Source organism: Streptomyces sp. UF-297, assembly GCF_058245575.1.
Genome location: NZ_JBSIBZ010000003.1, coordinates 1 through 20,710 on the forward strand (window position 1 = coordinate 1; position 20,710 = coordinate 20,710).

18 protein-coding genes are annotated in these 20,710 nt (G+C 71.3%); 3 read left to right on the forward strand and 15 right to left on the reverse strand.

Annotation, left to right across the window (positions count from 1 at the left end):
* Positions 1 to 356: 356 nt before the first annotated feature.
* Together AC4IJH_RS02975 and AC4IJH_RS02980 are read left to right on the forward strand one after the other, a co-directional pair.
* On the forward strand, positions 357 to 1,583 hold the full coding sequence (locus tag AC4IJH_RS02975) for a S8 family peptidase (protein WP_490849881.1): 1,227 nt from the start codon (positions 357 to 359) through the stop codon (positions 1,581 to 1,583).
* Positions 1,584 to 1,896: 313 nt separating this feature from the next.
* Entirely contained in the window at positions 1,897 to 3,039 is a 1,143-nt protein-coding gene (locus AC4IJH_RS02980) for a glycosyltransferase family 2 protein (protein ID WP_490849882.1), read from the forward strand.
* Here AC4IJH_RS02980 and AC4IJH_RS02985 read toward each other — a convergent pair.
* A complete protein-coding gene (locus AC4IJH_RS02985; protein WP_490849883.1) occupies positions 3,011 to 5,911 on the reverse strand; it encodes an NACHT domain-containing protein in 2,901 nt (966 codons plus the stop codon). The genes AC4IJH_RS02980 and AC4IJH_RS02985 overlap by 29 nt on opposite strands.
* 110 nt (positions 5,912 to 6,021) lie before the next feature.
* Between AC4IJH_RS02985 and AC4IJH_RS02990 the strand changes: the two genes are divergently transcribed.
* Complete coding sequence (locus AC4IJH_RS02990) at positions 6,022 to 6,237, forward strand: hypothetical protein (protein WP_490849884.1); 216 nt, start codon at positions 6,022 to 6,024, stop codon at positions 6,235 to 6,237.
* Positions 6,238 to 6,260: 23 nt separating this feature from the next.
* Here the strand turns inward: AC4IJH_RS02990 and AC4IJH_RS02995 are convergent, their stop codons facing one another.
* From AC4IJH_RS02995 to AC4IJH_RS03060, 14 genes are all read right to left on the reverse strand, one after another.
* Entirely contained in the window at positions 6,261 to 7,043 is a 783-nt protein-coding gene (locus AC4IJH_RS02995) for a sirohydrochlorin chelatase (RefSeq protein ID WP_490849885.1), read from the reverse strand.
* A gap of 22 nt (positions 7,044 to 7,065) precedes the next feature.
* Positions 7,066 to 8,043, reverse strand: a complete 978-nt coding sequence (locus tag AC4IJH_RS03000; protein ID WP_490849886.1) for an ABC transporter permease — start codon at positions 8,041 to 8,043, stop codon at positions 7,066 to 7,068.
* A gap of 160 nt (positions 8,044 to 8,203) precedes the next feature.
* Positions 8,204 to 9,004: an ABC transporter ATP-binding protein gene (locus AC4IJH_RS03005; protein WP_490849887.1), complete on the reverse strand. Its 801-nt coding sequence runs from the start codon at positions 9,002 to 9,004 to the stop codon at positions 8,204 to 8,206.
* Between the two features lie 154 nt (positions 9,005 to 9,158).
* Complete coding sequence (locus AC4IJH_RS03010) at positions 9,159 to 10,262, reverse strand: aliphatic sulfonate ABC transporter substrate-binding protein (protein WP_490849888.1); 1,104 nt, start codon at positions 10,260 to 10,262, stop codon at positions 9,159 to 9,161.
* Between the two features lie 218 nt (positions 10,263 to 10,480).
* Positions 10,481 to 11,869, reverse strand: a complete 1,389-nt coding sequence (locus AC4IJH_RS03015; protein WP_490849889.1) for a sulfate adenylyltransferase subunit 1 — start codon at positions 11,867 to 11,869, stop codon at positions 10,481 to 10,483.
* A gap of 2 nt (positions 11,870 to 11,871) precedes the next feature.
* The gene (gene cysD, locus AC4IJH_RS03020; RefSeq protein WP_490849890.1) at positions 11,872 to 12,813 is read right to left on the reverse strand and encodes a sulfate adenylyltransferase subunit CysD; all 942 of its coding nucleotides are present in this window, start codon (positions 12,811 to 12,813) and stop codon (positions 11,872 to 11,874) included.
* Positions 12,810 to 13,343 carry an adenylyl-sulfate kinase gene (cysC, locus tag AC4IJH_RS03025; RefSeq protein WP_490850031.1) on the reverse strand — a complete coding sequence of 178 codons (534 nt, stop codon included), beginning with the start codon at positions 13,341 to 13,343 and terminating at the stop codon, positions 12,810 to 12,812. Before cysC ends, cysD begins: the two co-directional genes overlap by 4 nt.
* Positions 13,344 to 13,372: 29 nt before the next feature.
* Positions 13,373 to 14,086, reverse strand: coding sequence for a phosphoadenylyl-sulfate reductase (locus AC4IJH_RS03030; RefSeq protein ID WP_490849891.1), 714 nt, complete (start codon positions 14,084 to 14,086; stop codon positions 13,373 to 13,375).
* Positions 14,083 to 14,265, reverse strand: coding sequence for a hypothetical protein (locus tag AC4IJH_RS03035; RefSeq protein ID WP_490849892.1), 183 nt, complete (start codon positions 14,263 to 14,265; stop codon positions 14,083 to 14,085). The genes AC4IJH_RS03030 and AC4IJH_RS03035 overlap by 4 nt, the downstream gene beginning before the upstream one ends.
* Entirely contained in the window at positions 14,262 to 15,959 is a 1,698-nt protein-coding gene (locus tag AC4IJH_RS03040) for a nitrite/sulfite reductase (RefSeq protein ID WP_490849893.1), read from the reverse strand. The genes AC4IJH_RS03035 and AC4IJH_RS03040 overlap by 4 nt, the downstream gene beginning before the upstream one ends.
* A gap of 236 nt (positions 15,960 to 16,195) precedes the next feature.
* The gene (locus AC4IJH_RS03045; RefSeq protein WP_490850032.1) at positions 16,196 to 16,279 is read right to left on the reverse strand and encodes a putative leader peptide; all 84 of its coding nucleotides are present in this window, start codon (positions 16,277 to 16,279) and stop codon (positions 16,196 to 16,198) included.
* Positions 16,280 to 16,407: 128 nt separating this feature from the next.
* Complete coding sequence (locus tag AC4IJH_RS03050; protein WP_490849894.1) at positions 16,408 to 16,974, reverse strand: GNAT family N-acetyltransferase; 567 nt, start codon at positions 16,972 to 16,974, stop codon at positions 16,408 to 16,410.
* A 112-nt stretch (positions 16,975 to 17,086) separates the two neighbouring features.
* Positions 17,087 to 18,364, reverse strand: a complete 1,278-nt coding sequence (locus tag AC4IJH_RS03055) for a helix-turn-helix domain-containing protein (RefSeq protein WP_490849895.1) — start codon at positions 18,362 to 18,364, stop codon at positions 17,087 to 17,089.
* A gap of 687 nt (positions 18,365 to 19,051) precedes the next feature.
* Positions 19,052 to 20,707 (reverse strand): acyl-CoA dehydrogenase family protein, encoded by a 1,656-nt coding sequence (locus AC4IJH_RS03060; RefSeq protein WP_490849896.1) that lies wholly within the window; start codon positions 20,705 to 20,707, stop codon positions 19,052 to 19,054.
* Between the last annotated feature and the right edge of the window lie 3 nt (positions 20,708 to 20,710).

The window sequence follows — 20,710 nt, forward strand, 5'->3', positions numbered from 1 at the left end:
CCCCCCCCCCCCCCCCCCCCCCACCGCTGCGTCACTGATCATCCGCCGATGGCCTGCCGGTCACCTGCTGACAACAAAGCGACCGGTCCTGCACACTGTTCGCCGGGCGACGCCGTCTGTTGCCTGAATGTAAACGGAGTTGAGTGTCCACGCCTCAACTCGGCGGCGCTATATGCCCATTTCTGCAACCTATGCATTTATGAAGGGTTGTTGCCTATCTCACAACGCCGGGCCGGCCTTGAATTGGACCCGTCAATCCGACAGGGTTTCGAGCCAGCCCGGCGGAGATCTTCCTCTTCGTCCGGGCTGTCGCACAACGCTTTCCCCCCACACCACGAACGAGGAGAATCCTCGCAATGGCTCACGCTCACAAGCGTTCCAGCAGGAAGCGTCTCATCACGGGCATAGCCGCCGTCGTGGCCGCCACCGGCATCGCCACCGTCACCGCGGTCACCGCGGGCGCGGCCGCCCCCGCCGAGGGCAAGGTCTACGGCGCCGAGGCCAAGGGTGCCGTCAGCGGCAGCTACATCGTCATGCTCAAGCAGTCCGCGAAGTCCTTCTCCGCCCGCACGGCCGAGAACAAGGACCTCGCCGCCAAGTACGGCGGCACGGTCAAGCGCACCTACAGCTCCGCCCTGAACGGCTTCTCGGCCACCGGGCTCAGCGCCGACGAGGCCAAGCAGCTCGCCGCCGACCCGGCCGTCGACAAGGTCGTCCAGAACAAGAAGTTCCACATCAGCGGCACCCAGGACAACCCGCCGTCGTGGGGTCTGGACCGGATCGACCAGGCCGACACCCAGGGCGACAAGAAGTACAACTACCCCGACAGCGCCGGTGAGGGCGTCACCGCGTACGTCATCGACACCGGTGTGCGCATCTCGCACAAGGACTTCGAGGGCCGCGCCTCCTCCGGCTTCGACGCCATCGACAACGACAACGATGCCAGCGACGGCAACGGCCACGGCACGCATGTCGCGGGCACCATCGCCGGAAAGGCGCACGGCGTCGCCAAGAAGGCCAAGATCGTGGCCGTCCGGGTCCTGGACGACCAGGGCTCCGGCAGCACCGAGCAGGTCGTCGCGGGCATCGACTGGGTGACCAAGAACCACAAGGGCCCCTCGGTCGCCAACATGTCCCTCGGCGGTGGCGTGGACGAGGCCCTGGACGCGGCCGTCAAGAAGGCCATCGCCTCCGGCGTCACCTTCGGCGTCGCGGCGGGCAACGAGTCCGCCGACGCGGCCCAGAGCTCCCCGGCCCGGGTCAAGGAGGCCATCACGGTCGCCTCCAGCACCAACACCGACGACCAGTCCGACTTCTCCAACTTCGGCAGCGTCGTGGACCTCTACGCCCCCGGCTCGGACATCACCTCGTCCTGGAACGACAGCGACGACGGCACCAAGACCATCTCCGGTACGTCGATGGCCACCCCGCACGTCGTGGGTGCCGCCGCCGTCTACCTGGGTGCCCACAAGGACGCCACCCCTGACGCGGTCGCCAAGGCGCTGACCGACGGTGCCACGCCCGACAAGATCAAGAACCCGAGCGAAGGCACCCCCAACAAGCTGCTGAAGGTCGTCGAGTAACCACTCGCCGCCCCACTTCAGCACCCTCAACCGACCGTCGTGCCCGCCCCCACGGGGCACGGCGGTCGGTTGCGTTGTGGGTCGGGCGCGGGAGCCGGACCGCGGTGTCGACAACTCCGTCACCCGTGTGAGTGACCCTGCTGCCCGGCTCATCCACAGGAGGCTCCCTCCGTTCCACCCGCAACTCCCCTTCTCGCTACCGTCGGTGACATGCACGGAGGACTGCCGTTCATCGGCATCAGCACCGTCGTCTACGGCGCGATCGGCCTGGTCGTCGCTGCGGCCGACGTGGTACGCAAGCTCGGGGGAGCTCATGCAGCAGCGCACACAACCGACCAGTACACCCGGCGCAACGCGTCGGCGGACACCCGGCGTCACGGTCATCGTGCCGGCCCACAACGAACAGGACGGCCTGCCCGCGACGCTGGAATCCGTCCGGCGCCAGACCGTCCCGCCTGACCGCGTCATCGTCGTCGACGACGCCTCGACCGACCGTACGGGCGAGGTCGCGGCCTCGTACGGCGCGACCGTCCTGCGCCCGCCCCGCAACCTCGGCAGCAAGGCCAAGGCGCAGAACTACGCCCTCGCCCACTGCACCACCGACCTGGTCCTGGCCGTCGACGCCGACACCGTCCTCGCGCCCGACTACATCGAGAAGATCGTCCCCGCCTTCGACGACCCGCGCGTCACCGTCGCCGCGGGCAACGTCCAGACCCGCCACACCCGGACCCTCTGGGAGCGCGGCCGCTCCACGGAATACCTCTTCGGCTTCCACTGGCACCGCCCCATCCAGGCCCGCGCCAACAGCCCGCTGGTCTGCTCGGGCTGCTGCTCCGCCTTCCGCCGCACCGACCTGCTCGCCTTCGGCGGCTTCCCGACCCGCACCATCGTCGAGGACATGGACTACACCTGGTCCCAGCAGATCACCGGCCGCCGCGCGGTCTACGTCTCCGCCGCCCAGGCCTGGGCCGCCGACCCCGAATCCCTGACCTACCTCCGCAAACAGGTCTGGCGCTGGATGGCCGGCTTCTGCCAGAACGTCCGCCTCCACCTCCCACAACTCCTCACCCGCAAACCCCTCCTGGCCCTCTGGGTCCTCCTCGCCCTCCTCGAAATCCTCACCGCCCCCCTCTGGTGGGCCACCCCCTTCCTCACCACCGCCCTCACCGACCACCCCCTGTCCACCACCCTCACCTGGTGGACCGCCACCGAACTCCTCCTGACCCTCCCACCCCTCCTCTACGCCACCCGAAAACGCCACCTCTCCCCATGGCGCGTCATCCTCAACCTCCCGTGCGTCTACGCCACCAAGGCCGTGAACCTCGTCTACGCCTGGAAGGCCCTTGTCGTCGAACTGGTGCTGGTTCCCCTGCGCTTGGCGCGCGGCCTGACGGTGTACGAGAAGGGCCGGGCGGACTGCCCGGCGGCTAGGCCCGTGGCCGGGGGCGCAGTGTGACGGTGCCCGGTGGGAAGGCTTCCGTCCCCAGGACATGGTCGGCGTCGGTGATCGAGACGGTGAGCCCGTCCAGGTCCGACAGCGGGGAGAGGTCGAGTTCTCGCAGTGCCTCCGCGTTGGAGAAGAGGACGAGGCGTTTCAGGCCGGGGAAAGCGTGTTTGACGGGGGTCAGATCGCCGTACCCCAAGGGTGTGTTGAGGGTGAGTGTCGTCACGTTCGGCATGACGGGGTGTGTGGCGAGCCGGCGGACGTCCTGTAGGTAGAGCTGCATTGCGCTCAGCTTGGGCAATCGGGCGATCTCGGCGTGATCGGCGGACGTCGTCATCGAGCTGACGTAGCTGACGAACTCGAGACTCTGATATCTGCTGATCCCGACGAGGCGCGTCGTCTCGCAGGTCCTTTCCCAGACATAGAGGCGTCGGAGTTCAGGAAGGGAGGGGAAGTGCTGCACCGAGTCGTGAATGAGGGGTGTGTTCAGATTCAGTTCGCGAAGAGTGGTGACCGGAGTGAGTGGGATGAGGCTTATCGGCTGTTGTCCGTGCCACAGCGCGAGGTTCGTCAAGGGTGCTTGGGCGATGGGGCTGAGGCCGGCGGTGCTCTGGAATCCGCTCAGATGGAGGTCGCGAAGTGACGGAAGCGAACGGACATAGGAGATATCACTCGTGCAAGGACCGGCGAGGCTGAGGTGTGTGACCTGAGGAAGGGTGAGCGCAGCCAGCACATCGTCCGGCGTGAAGGGTCCGTTGAAAGAGAGGCGGCTCTGCTGCGTCAATCTGCCGAGCCACTTCAATTGCGCATGGCGTTCCACGTAGATCTGGACATCTGGTTCCGTCACATGGGAAAGGACTTCTTCCGCATACTCGTCAATGTCGAAGGACACCCAGGACAGGGCCAGTTCGGATGCGACCAAGCGGCTTGGATGATTTCGGAATCTCTTCAGGACGGCGACACCGTTGCCGCCGACCATGCGCGCCGTCTGGGCCACCGCACGGGCTTCGTCCTCCGCCAATCCGTCCGGGCCGGGCAGGAGCCCCAGGATCACGCGCCCGGCGGCTGCGAGTTTCCTGGCCTCGGCCCAACTGCGCGGCGGCAGCAGTGCCGCGGTGCGGGATTCCACCTCCGCGCGCACCGCAGGATCCAGCTCCGTGGCCTGTTCCAGGCAGGCCATGGCCAGCAGGTGCAGGCGGGTGCGGTGCTTGGCGGTGCGGTCGCCGCGGGTGATCAAACGGCGCAGGAGGGTGGCGCGTTCGGACGGGCGGGCGTGGGCGACGGCCATGCGCAGGACGTCCTCCCACAGGTCGTCGTGGGCCTGGCGGACCAGCAGGCCCAGATCGCGGGCCTCGACGGCTGCCTTCGCGCCGAGATAGTCCTGGAAGGTGCGGTGGACGAATTCGATGGTGTCGGCGCTGGGGCGGCGCAGCAGCCCGCTGCGGGAGACGAGGTGGGACAGGAGCCGTGAGGTGTCGCCCTGGCAGGAGACGTCCGGCATGGCGGGCAGCGCCTCGTCGAGCAGCCCGAGGGCGGTCTCCTGGTCCATCTCGGACTGGCCGTTGCGGATCAGCCAGTAGGCCAGGCGCTGGAGGAGCTGGACGCTCTGGTGCTGGGTGAGCTCGATGCCCTCGGGGGTGGCGATGCCGCGCTCGTTGTCCCTGCGGACGAGGAGCATGGACAGGGCCGCCTCGTACAACTCCATACGGCCGTTGGGCAGATGTCCGCGGCGGTCCCGGTGCAGGGCACAGATCAGCGCGCACATGAGAGGGGTAGTGGCCAGCTCGGCCAGCTCGTGCTGGGCGCGGATCGCGTCCTTGAGATTCGCCTCCAGGACGTCGACGGCGGCGCGTTCCTCCTGGTCGCTGAGCCCGGAGCGGACGGCGGAATGCCAGCGGGTGACGAAGACGGTGATGTCCTGCCGGTTCATCGGGCGGACCGTCAGTTCCGCGAAGGCCGCCTCGGACAGCCAGCCCTCGGGCACCGCCGAGGGGCGGGTGGTCACCAGGAAGCGGCCGCGCGGGTAGGTGGCCAGGAGTTCGGCCAGCCACTGCCGGGTGTGGTCGCGGGACTGCTGGGGCACTTCGTCGATGCCGTCGATGAGCAGCAGCCCGCGCCCGGCGGTCAGCACGCGGTCCGCCCAGCCCGCGGGCTGGGCGGCGGCGAGCATGCTGCCGGTGGACGACAGAAAGCGGTCCGGCGGCGGCAGGGCCGCCTGGCGGACGAGGGCGCGCAGCGGAAGGACGAAGGGGACGAACTCCGACAGGGACGCCAACTCCTGGGGGAGTTGACGGCGTGCGGTGGCCACCGCGAGCCACTGGAGGAGGGTGGTCTTGCCGCTGCCCGCGAGCCCGCGTACGAGGGTGCGTTCCTTGCCTGCCAGGGCTCGTTCGGCCCGCTCCACGCGCAAGGGGGCGTCGCGCTCCGGTGACCGGGCGCCAGAGCCGCCGGAGTCGGCCAGCTCCAGGCTGAGATAGGCGGTGTCCAGCGGCCAGCAGGTCCGGCCTGGATGGCTCAGGTCCAGTCCGACGACGGTCAGTTGGCGGTAGCGGTCGATGACATAGCGCCGGTAGCGCTCTTCGAAGGCGGCATCGGCTGATGACGTGGGGGCATTGAGCGCATCGGGCACCGCGGCGGCGTCCGCCCGCGCCCGGAGCTCCAGCAGCGGGCCGGCGTCCGTACGGAGCACCTTGGCCAGCGCCACCACCGTGTCCTCGGACGGCACCGAACGGCCGTTGAGGGCCTGGCTGACCGTGGTGCGCCCGAGCCCGGAGCGGCGGGTCAGTGCCTCCACCGTCAGTCTGCGCTCGGCCCTGAGCCGCCGCAGCGTGTTCCCCAAGTCATCCAGCAGCAACTGCTGTTGGTGTGCTGGCGAGCGGCTCACACATCTCCTCCCACGTCCCTGGGCGTTCATTTTCGTACGGCCGAACGGTGGCGAACGGGGAATCCGCGAAGTTGGTGGCCAGGAGCGGTGCGGAGCGAGGAGGAAGTGCTGTGAGTCAGGAGCTGACGGTGGTGGCGATGGCGGGCCTGGCGCTGGCCGTCGCGGTGTTGTTCGCCGTACTGGTCGGCGTCGGGGCGGGGGTGCTCGCGAGGGTGGGAGGGGCCAGTCGGGCCTCCGCCCTGCTGCGCGGCGGCGTCGCCTTCGGTGGGGCGCTGACGGTGGGGGTGGCGGTGCTCACGTACGTCACCGGGGTGGTGGTCAGGTGAGGGCGGTGCGGATGCCCCGGTTGTCAGGCGATCAGGGCCGTCTCGTGTGGTGTCAGCGCCTGGTCGTAGCGGTCGGTGAGGAGGCGGGCCAGTTCGGGGGCGGGGCCCAGGACGGAGGCCAGGGTGTCGGCTTCGGCGGCGCCGCGGGCGATGCGGTCGGGCAGGAAGCCGGGGGCGATGACGTACGGGGCGACGGCCACCCGCGCGGCGCCCTCGGCGCGCAGGGCGCGCACGGCGTCCTCGGTGCGGGGGAGGGAAGCGGAGGCGAACGCAGGGCGCACGGCATACCAGCCAGCGGTACGCCGCCACTCCCGCGCGACGTGTGCGATCACTGCGATCGCCTCCGGGTCGGTGGAGCCCGCCGAGGCCAGTACGACCCCGGTCGAGCCGCGGTCGCCGGGCCGCAGCCCGGCTTCGTACAGCCGCCGTTCCAGCGCGGCGGTCAGCAGCGGGGAGGGGCCGAGGACCTCGGCCTGGTGGAGGGCCAGCCGCGGCAGGCGGGCCGCGGACTCCCGCAGTACGGCGGGGATGTCGGACTTGGCGTGGAAGGCGCGGGTGAGCAGCAGGGGGAGGACGACGACGTCGCGTACGCCCTCCGCGTCCAGCCGTTCCAGGACCCGCGGCACGCTCGGCGCGTTGAAGTCCAGATAGCCGACCTCGACGCGCAGCCCAGGGCGCAGCGCCGCCGCCCGCGCGCACAGCGCGCCGACCGTCGCCGCATGGCGGGGGTCGCGGCTGCCGTGCGCGATGACCAGCAGGGTGGGCGGCGGCTGTGCCGGTCCGTGGGCGCGAGGGTGGGCGTACATGGGAGAGGTCCGTTCGGTGCGGTCAGCGGGCGCTCGCGAGCAGGCCGCGGCTGCGCAGCACACGGCGCTCTATCGGCGCGAAGATCAGCAGCTCGATGCCGATGCCGACGACGAGGATCAGCAGGATGGCGGCCAGGACGAGCGAGAGGTCGGAGTCCACCCGGCCCTGGTCCAGGAGCTGGCCGAGGCCGGCGCCCAGGTCGGGGGAGGTGGCGATGAGTTCGGCGGCCATCAGCGAGCGCCAGGAGAACGCCCAGCCCTGCTTGAGGCCCGCGAGGTAGCCGGGCAGCGCGGCGGGCAGCAGTACGTGGCGTACGCCCGCGAGTCCCGTGGCGCCGATCGTGCGCCCGGCCCGCAGGAAGAGCGGCGGGATCTGGTCGACGCCCGCGACCAGGCCGTTGGCGATGGAGGGTACGGCGCCCAGCAGGATCACCGCGTAGATGGTGGCGTCGGTGATGCCGAACCAGATGATCGCGGCGGGCACCCAGGCCACCGAGGGCAGCGACTGGAGCCCGGAGAGGATGGGTCCGATGGCGGCGCGTACGACGCGGACCCGGGCGACCAGCAGTCCGAGCGGCGTGCCGATGGCGAGCGCGGCGGCGAAGCCGAGCGCGCCGCGCGAGACGCTCTGCCAGACGTAGCCCAGCAGCGTCCCGTCCAGCCACTTGTCCTGGATGGAGCGGGCCACGTCGAGCGGGCCCGGCAGCTGGTAGTGCGGCTTGAGTTCGAGGTGGTAGGCGAGCTGCCACAGCGCCAGCACGAGCAGTACGGCGATCAGCGGCGGCCCGGCCTTGGCCAGCAGCGTGCGCAGCAGCGGCGGGCGGCTGACGACGGAGGTCTCCAGCGCGTCGAGCCCGGCCTCCAGGCCCGCGACATCCGCACGGCCGTGACCGGCACTGCCGCCGCCACCGGCACTGCCGCCGGCACCGGCACCGTCACCGCCACCGCCGGTCGCCGGCCGCGCCGGGGACTCCGGCCCGGACGCGGGACTCTTGGCCAAGGACGGTGCGGCGGACCGCTCAGCGGTCTGCGAACCCGACGGCGGCGAAGCCGATGAAGCAGATGTCGACGAAGCAGATGTCGACGAAGCAGATGTCGACGAAGCAGATGTCGACGAAGCAGAAGCCGACGAAGCAGATGTCGATGGAGCAGAAGTCGATTCAGTGCTGGCCATGTCGGCGGATCTCCCCACGGAGCTGTTCGGTGATCTCTACGGAGAGTTCGGCGACGGCCGTGTCCTCGATGCGGCGCGGCTGCGGGATGTCCACCGTCCACTGGCGCGCGATCCGCCCCGGCCGCGAGGACAGCAGCACCACGCGCTGCGCGAGCCGCACCGCCTCGCGCACGTTGTGCGTGACGAACAGGACCGACAGCCTGGTCTCCGCCCAGATGCGGGTCAGCTCGTCGTGCAGCACATCGCGGGTGATGGCGTCCAGCGCCGCGAACGGCTCGTCCATCAGCAGCAGTTGGCTGTCCTGGGCCAGCGCCCGCGCCATCGCCACCCGCTGCCGCATTCCGCCCGACAGCTCGTGCACCCGCTTGCCGTACGCGCCCTTCAGGCGTACGAGCTCCAGCAGCCGCTCGGCCTCGGGGCGTCGCTCCGGGCGGGGCATCCCGCGCAGCTTGAGGGCGAGTTCGATGTTGCGGCCCGCCGTCAGCCACGGGAACAGGGCGTGTTCCTGGAACATCAGGGCGGGCCGCCCGCCGGGTACGTCGATGGCTCCGGCGGTCGGCGCGTCCAGCCCGGCCACCAGGTTGAGCAGCGTGGACTTCCCGCAGCCCGAGGCGCCCAGGAGGCAGACGAACTCACCGGGCGCGACATCGAGCGCTATGTCGTCCAGCACGTGCTGCTGCGCGCCGGGACGTCCGAACGACTTGGAGACATGGTCGATCCGGGCCGCGTAGGAGACCGCGGTGCTGTCGGCTGCCGTGGCCTGCCGGGTGAGAGTGGTGGTCGTCATCGGTGTCACCTCCTGGGTACCGAGCTGGTGCGAGAACTGGGGTGCGGGCGCTGCGGTGCAGATCCGTCGTGCAGTTCTGTGGTGGAGATCCGCGGAGATCAGTGGAGATCGGTGGAGATCGGTGGAGATCCGTGGCGGGACGCCGCGTGCGCGGCTACTGGGCGCCCAGGCCGGCCGCGCCGACCGTGGGCCGCCCCTCGGCCTTGAGCACCTTGTTGAGGAGCGTGAGGTCGTAGATGTTCTTCAGGTTCGGCGCGGTCAGCAGGCCGGCCTTCACCGCGTGGTCCGCCTCGTCGCCCAGCGTCGAGGCCAGCGGGTCGTCCAGCACATCGACGTTCTTGAACGCGGGGTCGAGCACCTTGGCGGGCAGTTCGCTGCCGCCGTCAGCCTTCAGCTGCGCGTTGACGGCCTGCTTGGCCTTGTCGGGGTTCTCCTTGATCCACGCGTTGGTCTTCACCGACCCGCGCAGCACGGCCTCGACGACCTTGGGGTGCTCCTTGAGGAACTTCTGGGAGACGATGATGTTCGTGATGACGAACTTCCCGTCCTTCCACAGCTTCTTCTCGTCCAGCAGCACCTTGCCGCCCTCGGCGACCAGCTTGGACGCGGTGGGCTCGGGCACCCAGGCGCCGTCCAGGCTGCCCTGCTTGAAGGCGGTGGGGATCTCCTTGTTGTCCTGGCGGATCACCGAGACATCGCCCTTGCCGGTCTGCGCGTCGACCGTGTGGCCCTTCTCCGCCAGGTAGTTCAGCAGCGCCACGTCCTGGGTGTTGCCCTTCTGGGGCGTGGCGATCCGCTTGCCCTTCAGGTCCTCCAGGGACTTGACCTTGTCGGGGTTGACCACGAGCGAGACCCCTCCGGACGCCGAACCGCCGATGATCTTCAGGTTCTGGCCGCCGGACTTGGTGTAGCCGTTGATGGCGGGGGAGGGGCCGATCCAGCCGATGTCGATGGTCTGCGCGTTCAGCGCCTCGATCTCGGACGGGCCCGCGTTGAAGACATACGGCTTGATCTTGGTGCCGCCCAGCTCCTTCTGGAACAGGCCCTCGTGCTGCCCCACCAGGGCCGTGGCGTGGGTGACGTTCGCGAAGTAGCCGATCTTGACGGAGTCCAGGCCGTCGAGCTTGGCGCCCTTCGCCTCGACCTTGGCCCTGCCGTCCGTCTTGGCCTGGGAGCCGTAGCCGCACGCGCCCAGCGCGCCGATCAGCAGGGGGACGGTGGCGGCGGCCGCCAGGAGGCGCTTTCGTACGGCAGGCACGGGAGGGGTTCCTCTCGTAGGGCCGGGAGGGTACGCGTCAGGGCGCGCCCGGCAGTTCGGCGGATCTTCGGAAGGGGGGCGTGGGGGGTACGCGGCGGGTGGTCGGGGTCAGCACGCACATCGCCCGACCCCTCCCTGGCCGCTGCCGAGCGCACCGCTGCCGACGCGGCCGCCTTCCTTGGCGAAGGTGGAGAAGAAGTCCGTCATCCGGCGCATGGTCAGAAGTCCCATCCCTCGTCGTCCGCCACCGCGTCCGCCGCCTCGACAGCCTTGGCGGCAAAGGAGGTTCCGGCCATCCCCGCGGTCAGCGTCGTCCCGTCGGCCGGGTCGATGAGCAGGAAGGACCCGGTACGCCGGGAGTCGGCGTAGTCGTCCAGCGCGAGCGGCTCGGCGGTACGCAGCACCACCCGCCCGATGTCGTTGGCGACCAGCTGACCGGGCGCGGGGTGCCGGGAGAGGTCGTCCAGCGTGAGCCGGGAGCAGATCTCCTTGACGATCGCCTTGACGGTGCGGGTGGTGTGCTTGAGCAGCACCCGGTGCCCCACGGTCAGCGGCTGGTCGGCGACATGGCACACGGTCGCCTCGACGTCCTGCGTGACGGCGGGCGCGCCGGCCGTCGGCGCGATCAGGTCGCCGCGCGAGATGTCCAGGTCGTCCGAGAGGAGCAGGGTCACCGACTGCGGCGCCCAGGCGATGTCCACGGACGTGCCCAGCGCGTCGATGCCCTTGATGGTGCTGGTCCGGCCCGAGGGCAGTACGGTGACCTGCTCGCCGACCCGCAGCGCACCGGAGGCGATCTGCCCGGCGTAGCCCCGGTAGTCGGGGTGCTCGGAGGTCTGACCAGCAGGTGCCGCGCGCAGCGCGTCGTTGTGCGGGCGGGGGCGGGCGACGGGCGGGCGGATGACGTACTGGACGGGGAAGCGGGCCGGGCAGGTGGCCAGGTCGTGGCTGACCGGCACGGTCTCCAGGTGTTCCAGGACGGTCGGCCCGCCGTACCAGTCCATGTGCGCGGAAGGCTCCACGACGTTGTCGCCGGCCAGCGCCGAGATGGGAATGGCGGTCATCTCCGGCACGCCCAACTCGCCCGCGTACGCGGTGAATTCCTCGGCGATCGCGGCGAAGACGGGCTCGGCGTAGTCCACCAGGTCCATCTTGTTCACGGCCAGCACCACGTGCGGCACCCGCAGCAGCGCGGCGAGGGCGGCGTGCCGGCGGGTCTGCTCGACCACGCCGTTGCGCGCGTCCACCAGCACCACGGCCAGCTCGGCGGTGGAGGCGCCGGTGACCATGTTGCGGGTGTACTGCACATGCCCGGGGGTGTCGGCGAGGATGAAGCGGCGCCGGGGCGTGGCGAAGTAGCGGTAGGCGACGTCGATGGTGATGCCCTGCTCGCGCTCGGCGCGCAGCCCGTCGGTGAGCAGGGCCAGGTCGGGCCCTTCGGCGCCGCGGCTGCGCGAGGCGTGCTCGACGGCCTCCAGCTGGTCGGCGAGCACCGACTTGGAGTCGTGCAGCAGGCGTCCGACCAGGGTGGACTTGCCGTCGTCCACGGACCCGGCGGTGGCGAAGCGCAGCAGGGTGGTGGCCGCCGCGTCAACAACAGTGGTCATGGTTAGAAGTACCCCTCGCGCTTGCGGTCTTCCATCGCGGCCTCGGAGAGCTTGTCGTCGGCGCGGGTGGCGCCGCGCTCGGTGAGCCGGGAGGCGGCGATCTCGGCGATGACCTGCTCCAGCGTCACCGCGTCGGAGTCCACCGCGCCGGTGCAGGACATGTCGCCGACGGTGCGGTAGCGGATCAGCCGCCGCTCGACGCGCTCGCCGTCCTTGGGCCCGCCCCAGTCGCCCGCGGTCAGCCACATCCCGTTGCGGGCGAAGACCTCCCGCTCGTGGGCGAAGTAGATCCCGGGCAGTTCGATCTTCTCGCGGGCGATGTACTGCCACACGTCCAGCTCGGTCCAGTTGGACAGCGGGAAGACCCGTACGTGCTCGCCGGGCGCATGGCGGCCGTTGTAGAGCTGCCACAGCTCGGGGCGCTGGCGGCGCGGGTCCCACTGCGAGAACTCGTCCCGCAGGGAGAAGACGCGCTCCTTGGCGCGGGCCTTCTCCTCGTCGCGGCGCCCGCCGCCGAAGACCGCGTCGAACCGCTCGGCCTGGATCTTCTCGGTCAGCGGCACGGTCTGCAGCGGGTTGCGCGTCCCGTCGGGGCGCTCGCGCAGCCGCCCGTCGTCGAGGTAGTCCTGTACGGAGGCGATGTGCAGCCGCAGCCGGTGCTCGGCCACCACCTTGTCCCGGTAGGCCAGCACCTCGGGGAAGTTGTGGCCGGTGTCCACGTGCAGCAGCGAGAAGGGGACGGCCGCGGGGGCGAACGCCTTCAGCGCCAGGTGCAGCATGACGATGGAGTCCTTGCCGCCGGAGAAGAGGATCACCGGCCGCTCGAACTCGCCCGCCACCTCGCGGAAGATGTGCACCGCCTCGGACTCCAGCAAGTCCAGGTGGGACAGGGCGTAGGGGCTGTCCGCCCCCTCGGCGGCCTCGGCGTTCCCGGTGGCGCTCATGTCAGGCCCCTCTCGGTGAGCAGCGCGTACAGCGCCGCCGCGGACTCCTGCACGCTCTGCTGGTGCGACTCGATGCGCAGATCGGGCGAGAGCGGCGCCTCGTAGGGGTCGTCGACCCCGGTCAGGCCGGACAGTTCACCCGCCGCCTGCTTGGCGTACAGGCCCTTCACGTCCCGCTGCGAGCACACCTCGACGGGGGTCGCCACATGCACCTCCAGGTACCCGGTGCCCTCGCTCTGGTGGCGCTTGCGCACCGCCTCGCGCGAGTCGGCGTACGGGGCGATGACCGGCACCAGCGTCAACACGCCCTGGGATGCCAGCAGTTCGGCGACGAAGCCGATCCGCTGGACGTTGGTGTGCCGGTCCTCGCGGGAGAACCCCAGCCCCGCCGAGAGGAACTCGCGGATCTCGTCGCCGTCCAGCACCTCGACCCGGCGGCCCTGGCTCCGCAGCCGCTCCGCCAGCGCGTAGGCGATCGTCGTCTTGCCCGCGCTCGGCAGTCCGGTGAGCCACACCGTGGCGCCCGTCATCCGCTTCTCCCGAAATATCTCAGTGTCGGTCATCCGTGCAGTCCGCACTCGGTCTTGTTGCTGCCGGCCCAGCGCCCGGCCCGCGCGTCCTCGCCCGCGAGCACCCGCCGGGTGCAGGGCGCGCAGCCCACCGAGGCGTAGCCGTCCATCAGCAGCGGGTTGGTGAGCACCCCGTGCTCGGCCACGTAGGCGTCCACGTCCGCCTGGGTCCAGCGGGCGATTGGGGAGACCTTCACCTTGCGGCGCCGCGCGTCCCAGCCCACCACCGGGGTGTTCGCCCGGGTCGGCGACTCGTCCCGGCGCAGCCCCGTGGCCCACGCGTCGTACGAACCCAGGCCCTGCTCAAGGGGCTTGACCTTGCGCAGCGCGCAGCACAGGTCCGGGTCGCGCTCGTGCAGCGCGGGCCCGTACTCGGCGTCCTGCTCGGCCACCGTCCGGCGCGGGGTGAGCGTGATGACGTTGACGTCCATCACCTCGGCCACCGCGTCCCGGGTGCCGATCGTCTCGGGGAAGTGGTAGCCGGTGTCCAGGAAGACCACGTCCACGCCGGGGAAGGCGCGCGCGGCGAGGTGGGCGACGACCGCGTCCTCCATGGAGGAGGTGACGCAGAAGCGCGAACCGAACGTGTCCGCCGCCCACGTGAGGATCTCCAGTGCCGGGGCGTCCTCCAGTTCGCGGCCCGCCCGCTCGGCGAGCGCGGCCGGATCGGTGTCCCGGCCCGGTGCGTTGTGCAGCTTTGTCATGCCGTACTGCCCCCTTGGTCGTTGTCCGGCCGCAGACCCTTGGTCAGCAGCCCGAGGAACGAGAGGCGGAACGCGCGGTTGCAGGCCCCGCATTCCCATGCGCCATGGCCCTCCTCGGAGGGGCGCAGGTCCTCGTCCCCGCAGTACGGGCAGTAGAACGGCGCGGCACGGGAGGTCACTTGAGCGCACCTTCCTCCGCGCGGGCGGCCCAGGTGGCGAAGCGCTCGCCGTCCTCGCGCTGCTCCTGGAATCGGGTCAGCACCCGCTCGATGTAGTCGGGGAGTTCGGCGGCGGTGACCTTCAGGCCGCGGACCTTGCGGCCGAAGCCCGCCTGGAGGCCGAGCGCGCCGCCCAGGTGCACCTGGAAGCCTTCGACCTGGTTGCCGTCGGCGTCCAGCACCAGCTGGCCCTTCAGGCCGATGTCGGCGGTCTGGATGCGGGCGCAGGCGTTGGGGCAGCCGTTGAGGTTGATGGTGACGGGCTCCTCGAACTGCGGCATCCTGCGCTCCAGTTCGTCGATGAGCCAGGCGCCGCGCGCCTTGGTCTCGACGATGGCCAGCTTGCAGAACTCGATGCCGGTGCAGGCCATCGTGCCGCGCCTGAAGGGTGAGGGGCGCACCTGGAAGTCCAGCGCCTCCAGCCCGGCCACCAGGGAGTCGATGCGGTCCTGCGCCACATCGAGGATGATCATCTTCTGCTCGACGGTGGTGTTCAGCCGGTCCGAGCCGTGTGCGGCGGCCAGGTCGGCGATCTTGGTGAGGGTGGCGCCGTCCACCCGGCCCACGCGCGGGGCGAAGCCCACGTAGAAGCGGCCGTCCTTCTGCGGGTGCACCCCGATGTGGTCGCGCCAGCGCGAGCTGGGCTCGGCGGGGGCGGGCCCGTCGGTCAGCTTCCGCTTCAGGTACTCCTCCTCCAGCACCTCGCGGAACTTCACCGGGCCCCAGTCGGCCATCAGGAACTTCAGCCGGGCGCGGGTCCGCAGCCGCCGGTAGCCGTAGTCGCGGAAGATCCCCACGACCCCGGCCCACACGTCCGCGACGTCCTCCAGCGGCACCCAGGCGCCCAGCCGCTCGCCCAGCCGCGGGTTGGTGGACAGCCCGCCGCCCACCCACACGTCGAAGCCGGGGCCGTGCTCGGGGTGCTCGACGCCCACGAAGGCGATGTCGTTGATCTCGTGGACCACGTCCTGCACCGGCGAGCCGGAGATGGCGGACTTGAACTTCCGCGGCAGGTTGGAGAATTCCCTGCTGCCGATGAAGCGCCGCTCGATCTCCTCGATGGCGGGCGTGCCGTCGATGATCTCGTCGGCCGCTATGCCGGCCACCGGCGAGCCGATGATGACCCGGGGGCAGTCGCCGCACGCCTCGGTCGTGGAGAGCCCGACGCCCTCCAGCTTCTCCCAGATGGCGGGCACGTCCTCGATACGGATCCAGTGCAGCTGGATGTTCTGCCGGTCGGTGATGTCGGCGGTGCCGCGCGCGTACTCCTGGGACACCTCGCCGATCACCCGCAGCTGCTGGGTGGTCAGCCGCCCGCCGTCGACGCGCACCCGCAGCATGAAGTACTTGTCGTCCAGCTCCTCCGGCTCCAGGATCGCGGTCTTGCCGCCGTCGATCCCGGGCTTGCGCTGGGTGTACAGCCCCCACCAGCGCATCCGTCCGCGCAGGTCGTTGGGGTCGATCGAGTCGAATCCGGCCTTGGAGTAGATCGTCTCAATACGTGTCCGCACATTGAGACCGTCGTCGTCCTTCTTGAACTGCTCGTTGCCGTTGAGCGGCGTGAAGTGGCCCACCGCCCACTGGCCCTCGCCGCGGTGGCGTCCGGCCTTGCGGCGGGGCGTGGCGGCGGATGCGCGTTCGGAGGTGGCAGCCATGGGTGTACGTCCTTCTGGGCGGCTCAGGGAGGGCGAGGGTGAACGGAGCACAAGCGAGCAAAGGGGGTGCGGGGCACTCGTGTTGACCCGTGCGGGCAGGCCGTATCGCGGCGCGGGTCACGCACCGGGCCGCGGCGTGCGGGATCAGGGGTGCCGGCTCGTCCACTGCGACGGGGACGGCGAAGACGTGGTGCTGGTGGTGCTGCCCGGGGCCGAAGGCCCCTGTGGGGGCAGGGTCAGCTCGCCGGACAGATAGCGCTGGACATGCGGCCGAGGTCGACGTGCCGCCGACTCACCAAGGCAATTCCAGCTTCAGACATGGCAGAAGCGTGGCACGACGTTCTTCGGCCAGTCCACCATTGTCCGAGATATGGACATCAGCGTCCCGCAGAGCGAGACGCTGTGTTGTCGGTCACGCGCGCCGCAAGGCCCGCTCGACGAGCTGGGACTACGCTCCGGCCCACGGACCGGGGGCGGGCACCTCGGGCTCCTGCGCCACCCTGGTGTCGAAGACGCGGAAGCCGCGGCGCTCGTAGTTGGCCATCGCGTACGGCCCGTCCTTGCTGCACGTGTGCACCCACACCCGCTTGGTCTCCTCGCGCCCGGGCCAGCGCGCGGCCAGGTCCCAGGCCCGCGCGGTGCCCTGCGCCAGCAGGTGTCCGCCGATGCGCCGCCCCCGGAAGGCCGCGACCAGCCCGAAGTAGCTGATCTCCACGACCCCTTCGGGCTGTGCGTCCAGCTCGATGTACCCGGCGGGCGTCCCGCGCTCGTAGGCGACCCAGGTCTCCACGCCCGGCCGCCCGAGGAACTCCTCCCACTGCGCGTACGTCCACCCCAGCCGGTCGGTCCACAGGATGTCGCCGCCGACCGCCGTGTAGAGGAAGCGGCTGAACTCGGGCGAGGGCTGTTCGGACCGTACGATCCGTACGTCCTGCCCAGGGGCGGGCTCGGCGGCGGGGACCAGATCGGCGGACGAGGTCTGCTCGAGGGACCAGGTGGTCACGGTGATACTCATGCCCGCCAGCCAATCACGGGCCCGCGACGCCCCCGCACCCTCCTGGCGGGCATGGCCGCCCAGGGCTCCTCCTGTGCGGAGGTGACCGTCCGGCCGTGCCCGCCGGTGAAGCTCACGGCCGCCTGGCGGCCAGTACGGCGGGGGCCGTGGAGTGCGGGAGCAGGTCCCCCGGGCAGCGGGGCAGGCGCAGTTCGACGTCCACGCCGTCGGCGAAGCGGTACGGGCGGTGGGCCAGCACACCGGCCAGTTTGCGCCGCAGACGGGACAGCTCGGCGCGCACCGTGACCGTACGCTCCCGGTCCCCGAACAGGTCGTGCGCCAGCTCGGCGGCGCTGCGCCCCTCGGGGCGGGCCGCCAGCGCGTACAGCAACTCCGCGTGCCGGGGGCTGAGTTCGTGGGACCAGCTGCCGGCCGGGCCGGTGACGGTGACCGACCACTGCGAGCGCCGGCTGATGTCCAGCAGCACCCGGCTGGGCTCGGGCCCGCCGGGGTGGCTGTCGACGTGGATCAGCCAGCCGCCGGGCAGCGGCTCCAGGGTGCACATGCCGTAGCGGGGCAGCCACAGCGGCCCGGCCTCCACGGACTTGGGCAGCGGCACCCGGTCGGGCGGGGCCATGCCGGTGGCCGCCGCCGTCCAGCCGTCCCGGTCCACCGCCAGCGCCCGGCCCGCCAGGCGGGCCAGCACCGGCGCGGCGCCGCACCGCAGCCGCTCCAGGGCGCCGTGGTGGCGGGTGCGCAGCTCGGCCTCGGCGAGCCGGGCGACCGCTGAGACCAGCGACAGCGTCGCCGGGTGGAAGCCGGGCGCGGGCCCGCTGAGGTCCACGATGCCCAACAGGCGCCCGTCACGCGGGTCGTGCAGCGGCGCCGCTGCGCACGTCCAGGCGTGGTGGGTGCGTACGAAGTGCTCGGCGGAGTGCACCAGTACGGGGCGGCGGGCCACCAGCGCGGTGCCGATGGCGTTGGTCCCCACCGTCTCTTCCGTCCAGTCGGCGCCTATGTCGAAGCCGTGCCGGTCGGCCATCTTCCGTACGTGCGCGGAGCCCTCGCGCCACAGCACCCGCCCCTCGGCGTCGGTGACCACCATGATCTGCTGGGCGGCGTCCGCCGCCGCCAGCAGCCCGTCGGCCAGCACCGCGAGCACGGTGGCCAGTTGGGAGGTGTGGCGCCGCTGCTCCAGCTCCTCCACGGGCAGCGGCCGGCGCCGCCGGTCCCGGTCCGGGTCCAGCCCGGCGCCCAGCAGCCGCCGCCAGGACTCACCGATCACCGGCCGCGGCGCGGTGGGCGGCACGCTCCCCGCCAGCGTGGCCTCGCGGACCGTCGCGAGCCGCCGCGCCGTCTCGCGGACCTCCTGGGCCGACCAGATTCCCATGTCGATCGGTCTGTCGCTCACGCATCACTCCGTTGTGCACCGTCCCCCTTGATGCCGCCCATGGTGCCGTCACCGAGCCGCCCTGGACGAGACCTTGGCCGGATCTGATGCAACGGATTGCAACCGTTGTGGCGTAGGACACCCTCCGACAGGCTCTTGGTGTCGCTCCGTTCCCCTGGGAAGCGGCGCCCAGTGCGAGCCAGTCCGCGGTGCGAGCCGTCCACGCGGTGCGAGAGGAGAGGTCACCTTGGTGCCCAGCCCTCCCGTTCCCGTCGTGGTCGCGGTGGCGGACGGTGTACGCCGGGCGCGGCCCCGCAGGCCGGCGCGACATCACGGCGACCCCCGCCTCTGGGCCGCCGACCTGCTCGACGGGCGTCCGGCGGCGCCCGGCGAGGGGTGTGTCCTGGACGGGCCGCGATGGCCGCTCGACGGAGCGGCCGGCCCGCCCGGCAGGTTGCCCGCCCCGGCCGCCGCGTACCGAGCTGTGCCCCCGTGCGGCGCGGAGCGCGGCGGCCAGGGCGGCCTCCTACGGGCCCTCGCCGCTGACGGGGCCCAAGGAGCGCTGGTCGGTTTCCGGCCGAACCTGGCGGAGGACACCCACGTGGCTGTCGTGCCGGCGCAGCGGGAGGCGGAACCCGGTCCCCACCCCCCTCTCAGCGGGGCCGGATTCCGCTGCCGCGCCACACGCCGGTGCCCGTGCCGTCGCCCCTACCGCCCGATGGGGCGGGCCCGTTCCACGATCGCGCCGAGATGCAGCGTGTGCGGCAGCGTGCCGAACGTCGCCCCGTGGTCGCCGCCCAGGCGGGAGGCGCAGAAGGCGTCGGCGACCTCGGCGGGGGCGTACCGCACCAGCAGCGCGCCCTGCAGGACCAGCGCCATCCGCTCCACCAGCCGTCGCCCGCGCGCCTCGATGCCCTCCAGATCGGCGAGCTCGGTCAGCAGCGCCCTGATCGCGCCGTCCAGCCGGTGGTCGGCGCCGCGCGCCGTGCCGATCTCGGTCAACAGGGCGTTCAGCGCGGCCGGTTCGCGGCGCAGCGCGCGCAGCACGTCCAGCGCCTGGATGTTGCCCGTGCCCTCCCACACGGAGTTCAGCGGGGACTCGCGCAGCAGCCGCGGCATGCCCGACTCCTCGACATAGCCGTTGCCGCCCAGGCACTCCAGGGCCTCCGCCACCATCGGCGTGCACCGCTTGGTCACCCAGTACTTGGCCACCGGGACCGCCAGCCGCAAGAAGGCGCGGTCCTGTTCGCCGCCCGCGTCCATCGCCGCGGCCAGCCGCAGCGCCAGCGTCGTGGCCGCCTCCGACTCCAGCGCCAGATCGGCCAGCACATTGCGCATCAGCGGCTTGTCGATCAGCGGTCCGCCGAACGCGCTGCGCCGCGCGCAGTGGTGCAGCGCCTGCGCCACCGCCTGCCGCATCAGCGCCGCCGAGGCCGTCACACAGTCCAGCCGGGTCGCCGCGACCATCTCGATGATCGTCGCGATGCCCCGGCCCTCCTCGCCCACCCGCCGCGCCCAGGTGCTCCCGTCGAACTCCACCTCGGCCGAGGCGTTGGAGCGGTTGCCGAGCTTGTCCTTCAGGCGCTGGATGCGAAAGGGGTTACGGGTCCCGTCCGGCAGGACGCGCGGCAGCAGGAAGCAGGTCAGGCCCCCTTCGCCGCGCGTGGGCGAGGCCTGCGCCAGTACGAGGAAGGCGTCCGACATCGGCGCCGAGCAGAACCACTTGTGGCCGGTGAGCACATACTCCCCGTCCGCGGCCAGCGGCTCGGCCCGTGTCGTGGTGGCCCGTACGTCGCTGCCGCCCTGCTTCTCCGTCATGCCCATCCCGGCCAGTGCGCCCGCCTTGTGCGCGATCGGCCGCAGCTCCGGCTCGTACACCCGCGAGGTCAGCAGCGGTTCCCACTCCGCGGCCAGGGCGGGCTCGGCGCGCAGCGCGGGCACCGCCGCGTGCGTCATCGACAGCGGACAGCCGTGCCCCGCCTCGGTCTGCGTCCACACCAGGAAGGCGGCGGCGCGCCGCACATGGCCGTCGGGACGGTCCCAGGCGCCGGTCAGCCCGCTGGAGACCGCGTGGCCCAGCAGCCGGTGCCAGGCCGGGTGGAAGGCGACCTCGTCCACGCGGTGGCCGTAGCGGTCGTGGGTGTGCAGCACGGGCGGGTTTTCGTCGGCCTGCACGCCCCACCGCTGTGCCTGTGCCGAACCGGCCGCCTTCCCCAAGTCGCTCAATTCACCCCGAACCTGGTCGAGGAGGTCGGGGGCGATGTGCCGGGCGATGCCCTCGCCGAGCGCCGCGTCCGTCGTGAAGACATCGTGTCCGACCAGCGGCTCCGGCTGATTGGTCACGGTGTGAGTCGTCGCTGCCATGCC

Bases quoted from the DNA above. Each gene is read 5' to 3' on its own strand.
- AC4IJH_RS02975 (WP_490849881.1), top strand. From the start codon at position 357: ATGGCTCACGCTCACAAGCGTTCCAGCAGGAAGCGTCTCATCACGGGC.
- AC4IJH_RS02980 (WP_490849882.1), top strand. From the start codon at position 1,897: ATGCAGCAGCGCACACAACCGACCAGTACACCCGGCGCAACGCGTCGG.
- AC4IJH_RS02995 (WP_490849885.1), bottom strand. From the start codon at position 7,043: ATGTACGCCCACCCTCGCGCCCACGGACCGGCACAGCCGCCGCCCACC.
- AC4IJH_RS03005 (WP_490849887.1), bottom strand. From the start codon at position 9,004: ATGACGACCACCACTCTCACCCGGCAGGCCACGGCAGCCGACAGCACC.
- AC4IJH_RS03015 (WP_490849889.1), bottom strand. From the start codon at position 11,869: ATGACCACTGTTGTTGACGCGGCGGCCACCACCCTGCTGCGCTTCGCC.
- cysD (WP_490849890.1), bottom strand. From the start codon at position 12,813: ATGAGCGCCACCGGGAACGCCGAGGCCGCCGAGGGGGCGGACAGCCCC.
- cysC (WP_490850031.1), bottom strand. From the start codon at position 13,343: ATGACGGGCGCCACGGTGTGGCTCACCGGACTGCCGAGCGCGGGCAAG.
- AC4IJH_RS03030 (WP_490849891.1), bottom strand. From the start codon at position 14,086: ATGACAAAGCTGCACAACGCACCGGGCCGGGACACCGATCCGGCCGCG.
- AC4IJH_RS03040 (WP_490849893.1), bottom strand. From the start codon at position 15,959: ATGGCTGCCACCTCCGAACGCGCATCCGCCGCCACGCCCCGCCGCAAG.
- AC4IJH_RS03045 (WP_490850032.1), bottom strand. From the start codon at position 16,279: ATGTCTGAAGCTGGAATTGCCTTGGTGAGTCGGCGGCACGTCGACCTC.
- AC4IJH_RS03050 (WP_490849894.1), bottom strand. From the start codon at position 16,974: ATGAGTATCACCGTGACCACCTGGTCCCTCGAGCAGACCTCGTCCGCC.
- AC4IJH_RS03060 (WP_490849896.1), bottom strand. From the start codon at position 20,707: ATGGCAGCGACGACTCACACCGTGACCAATCAGCCGGAGCCGCTGGTC.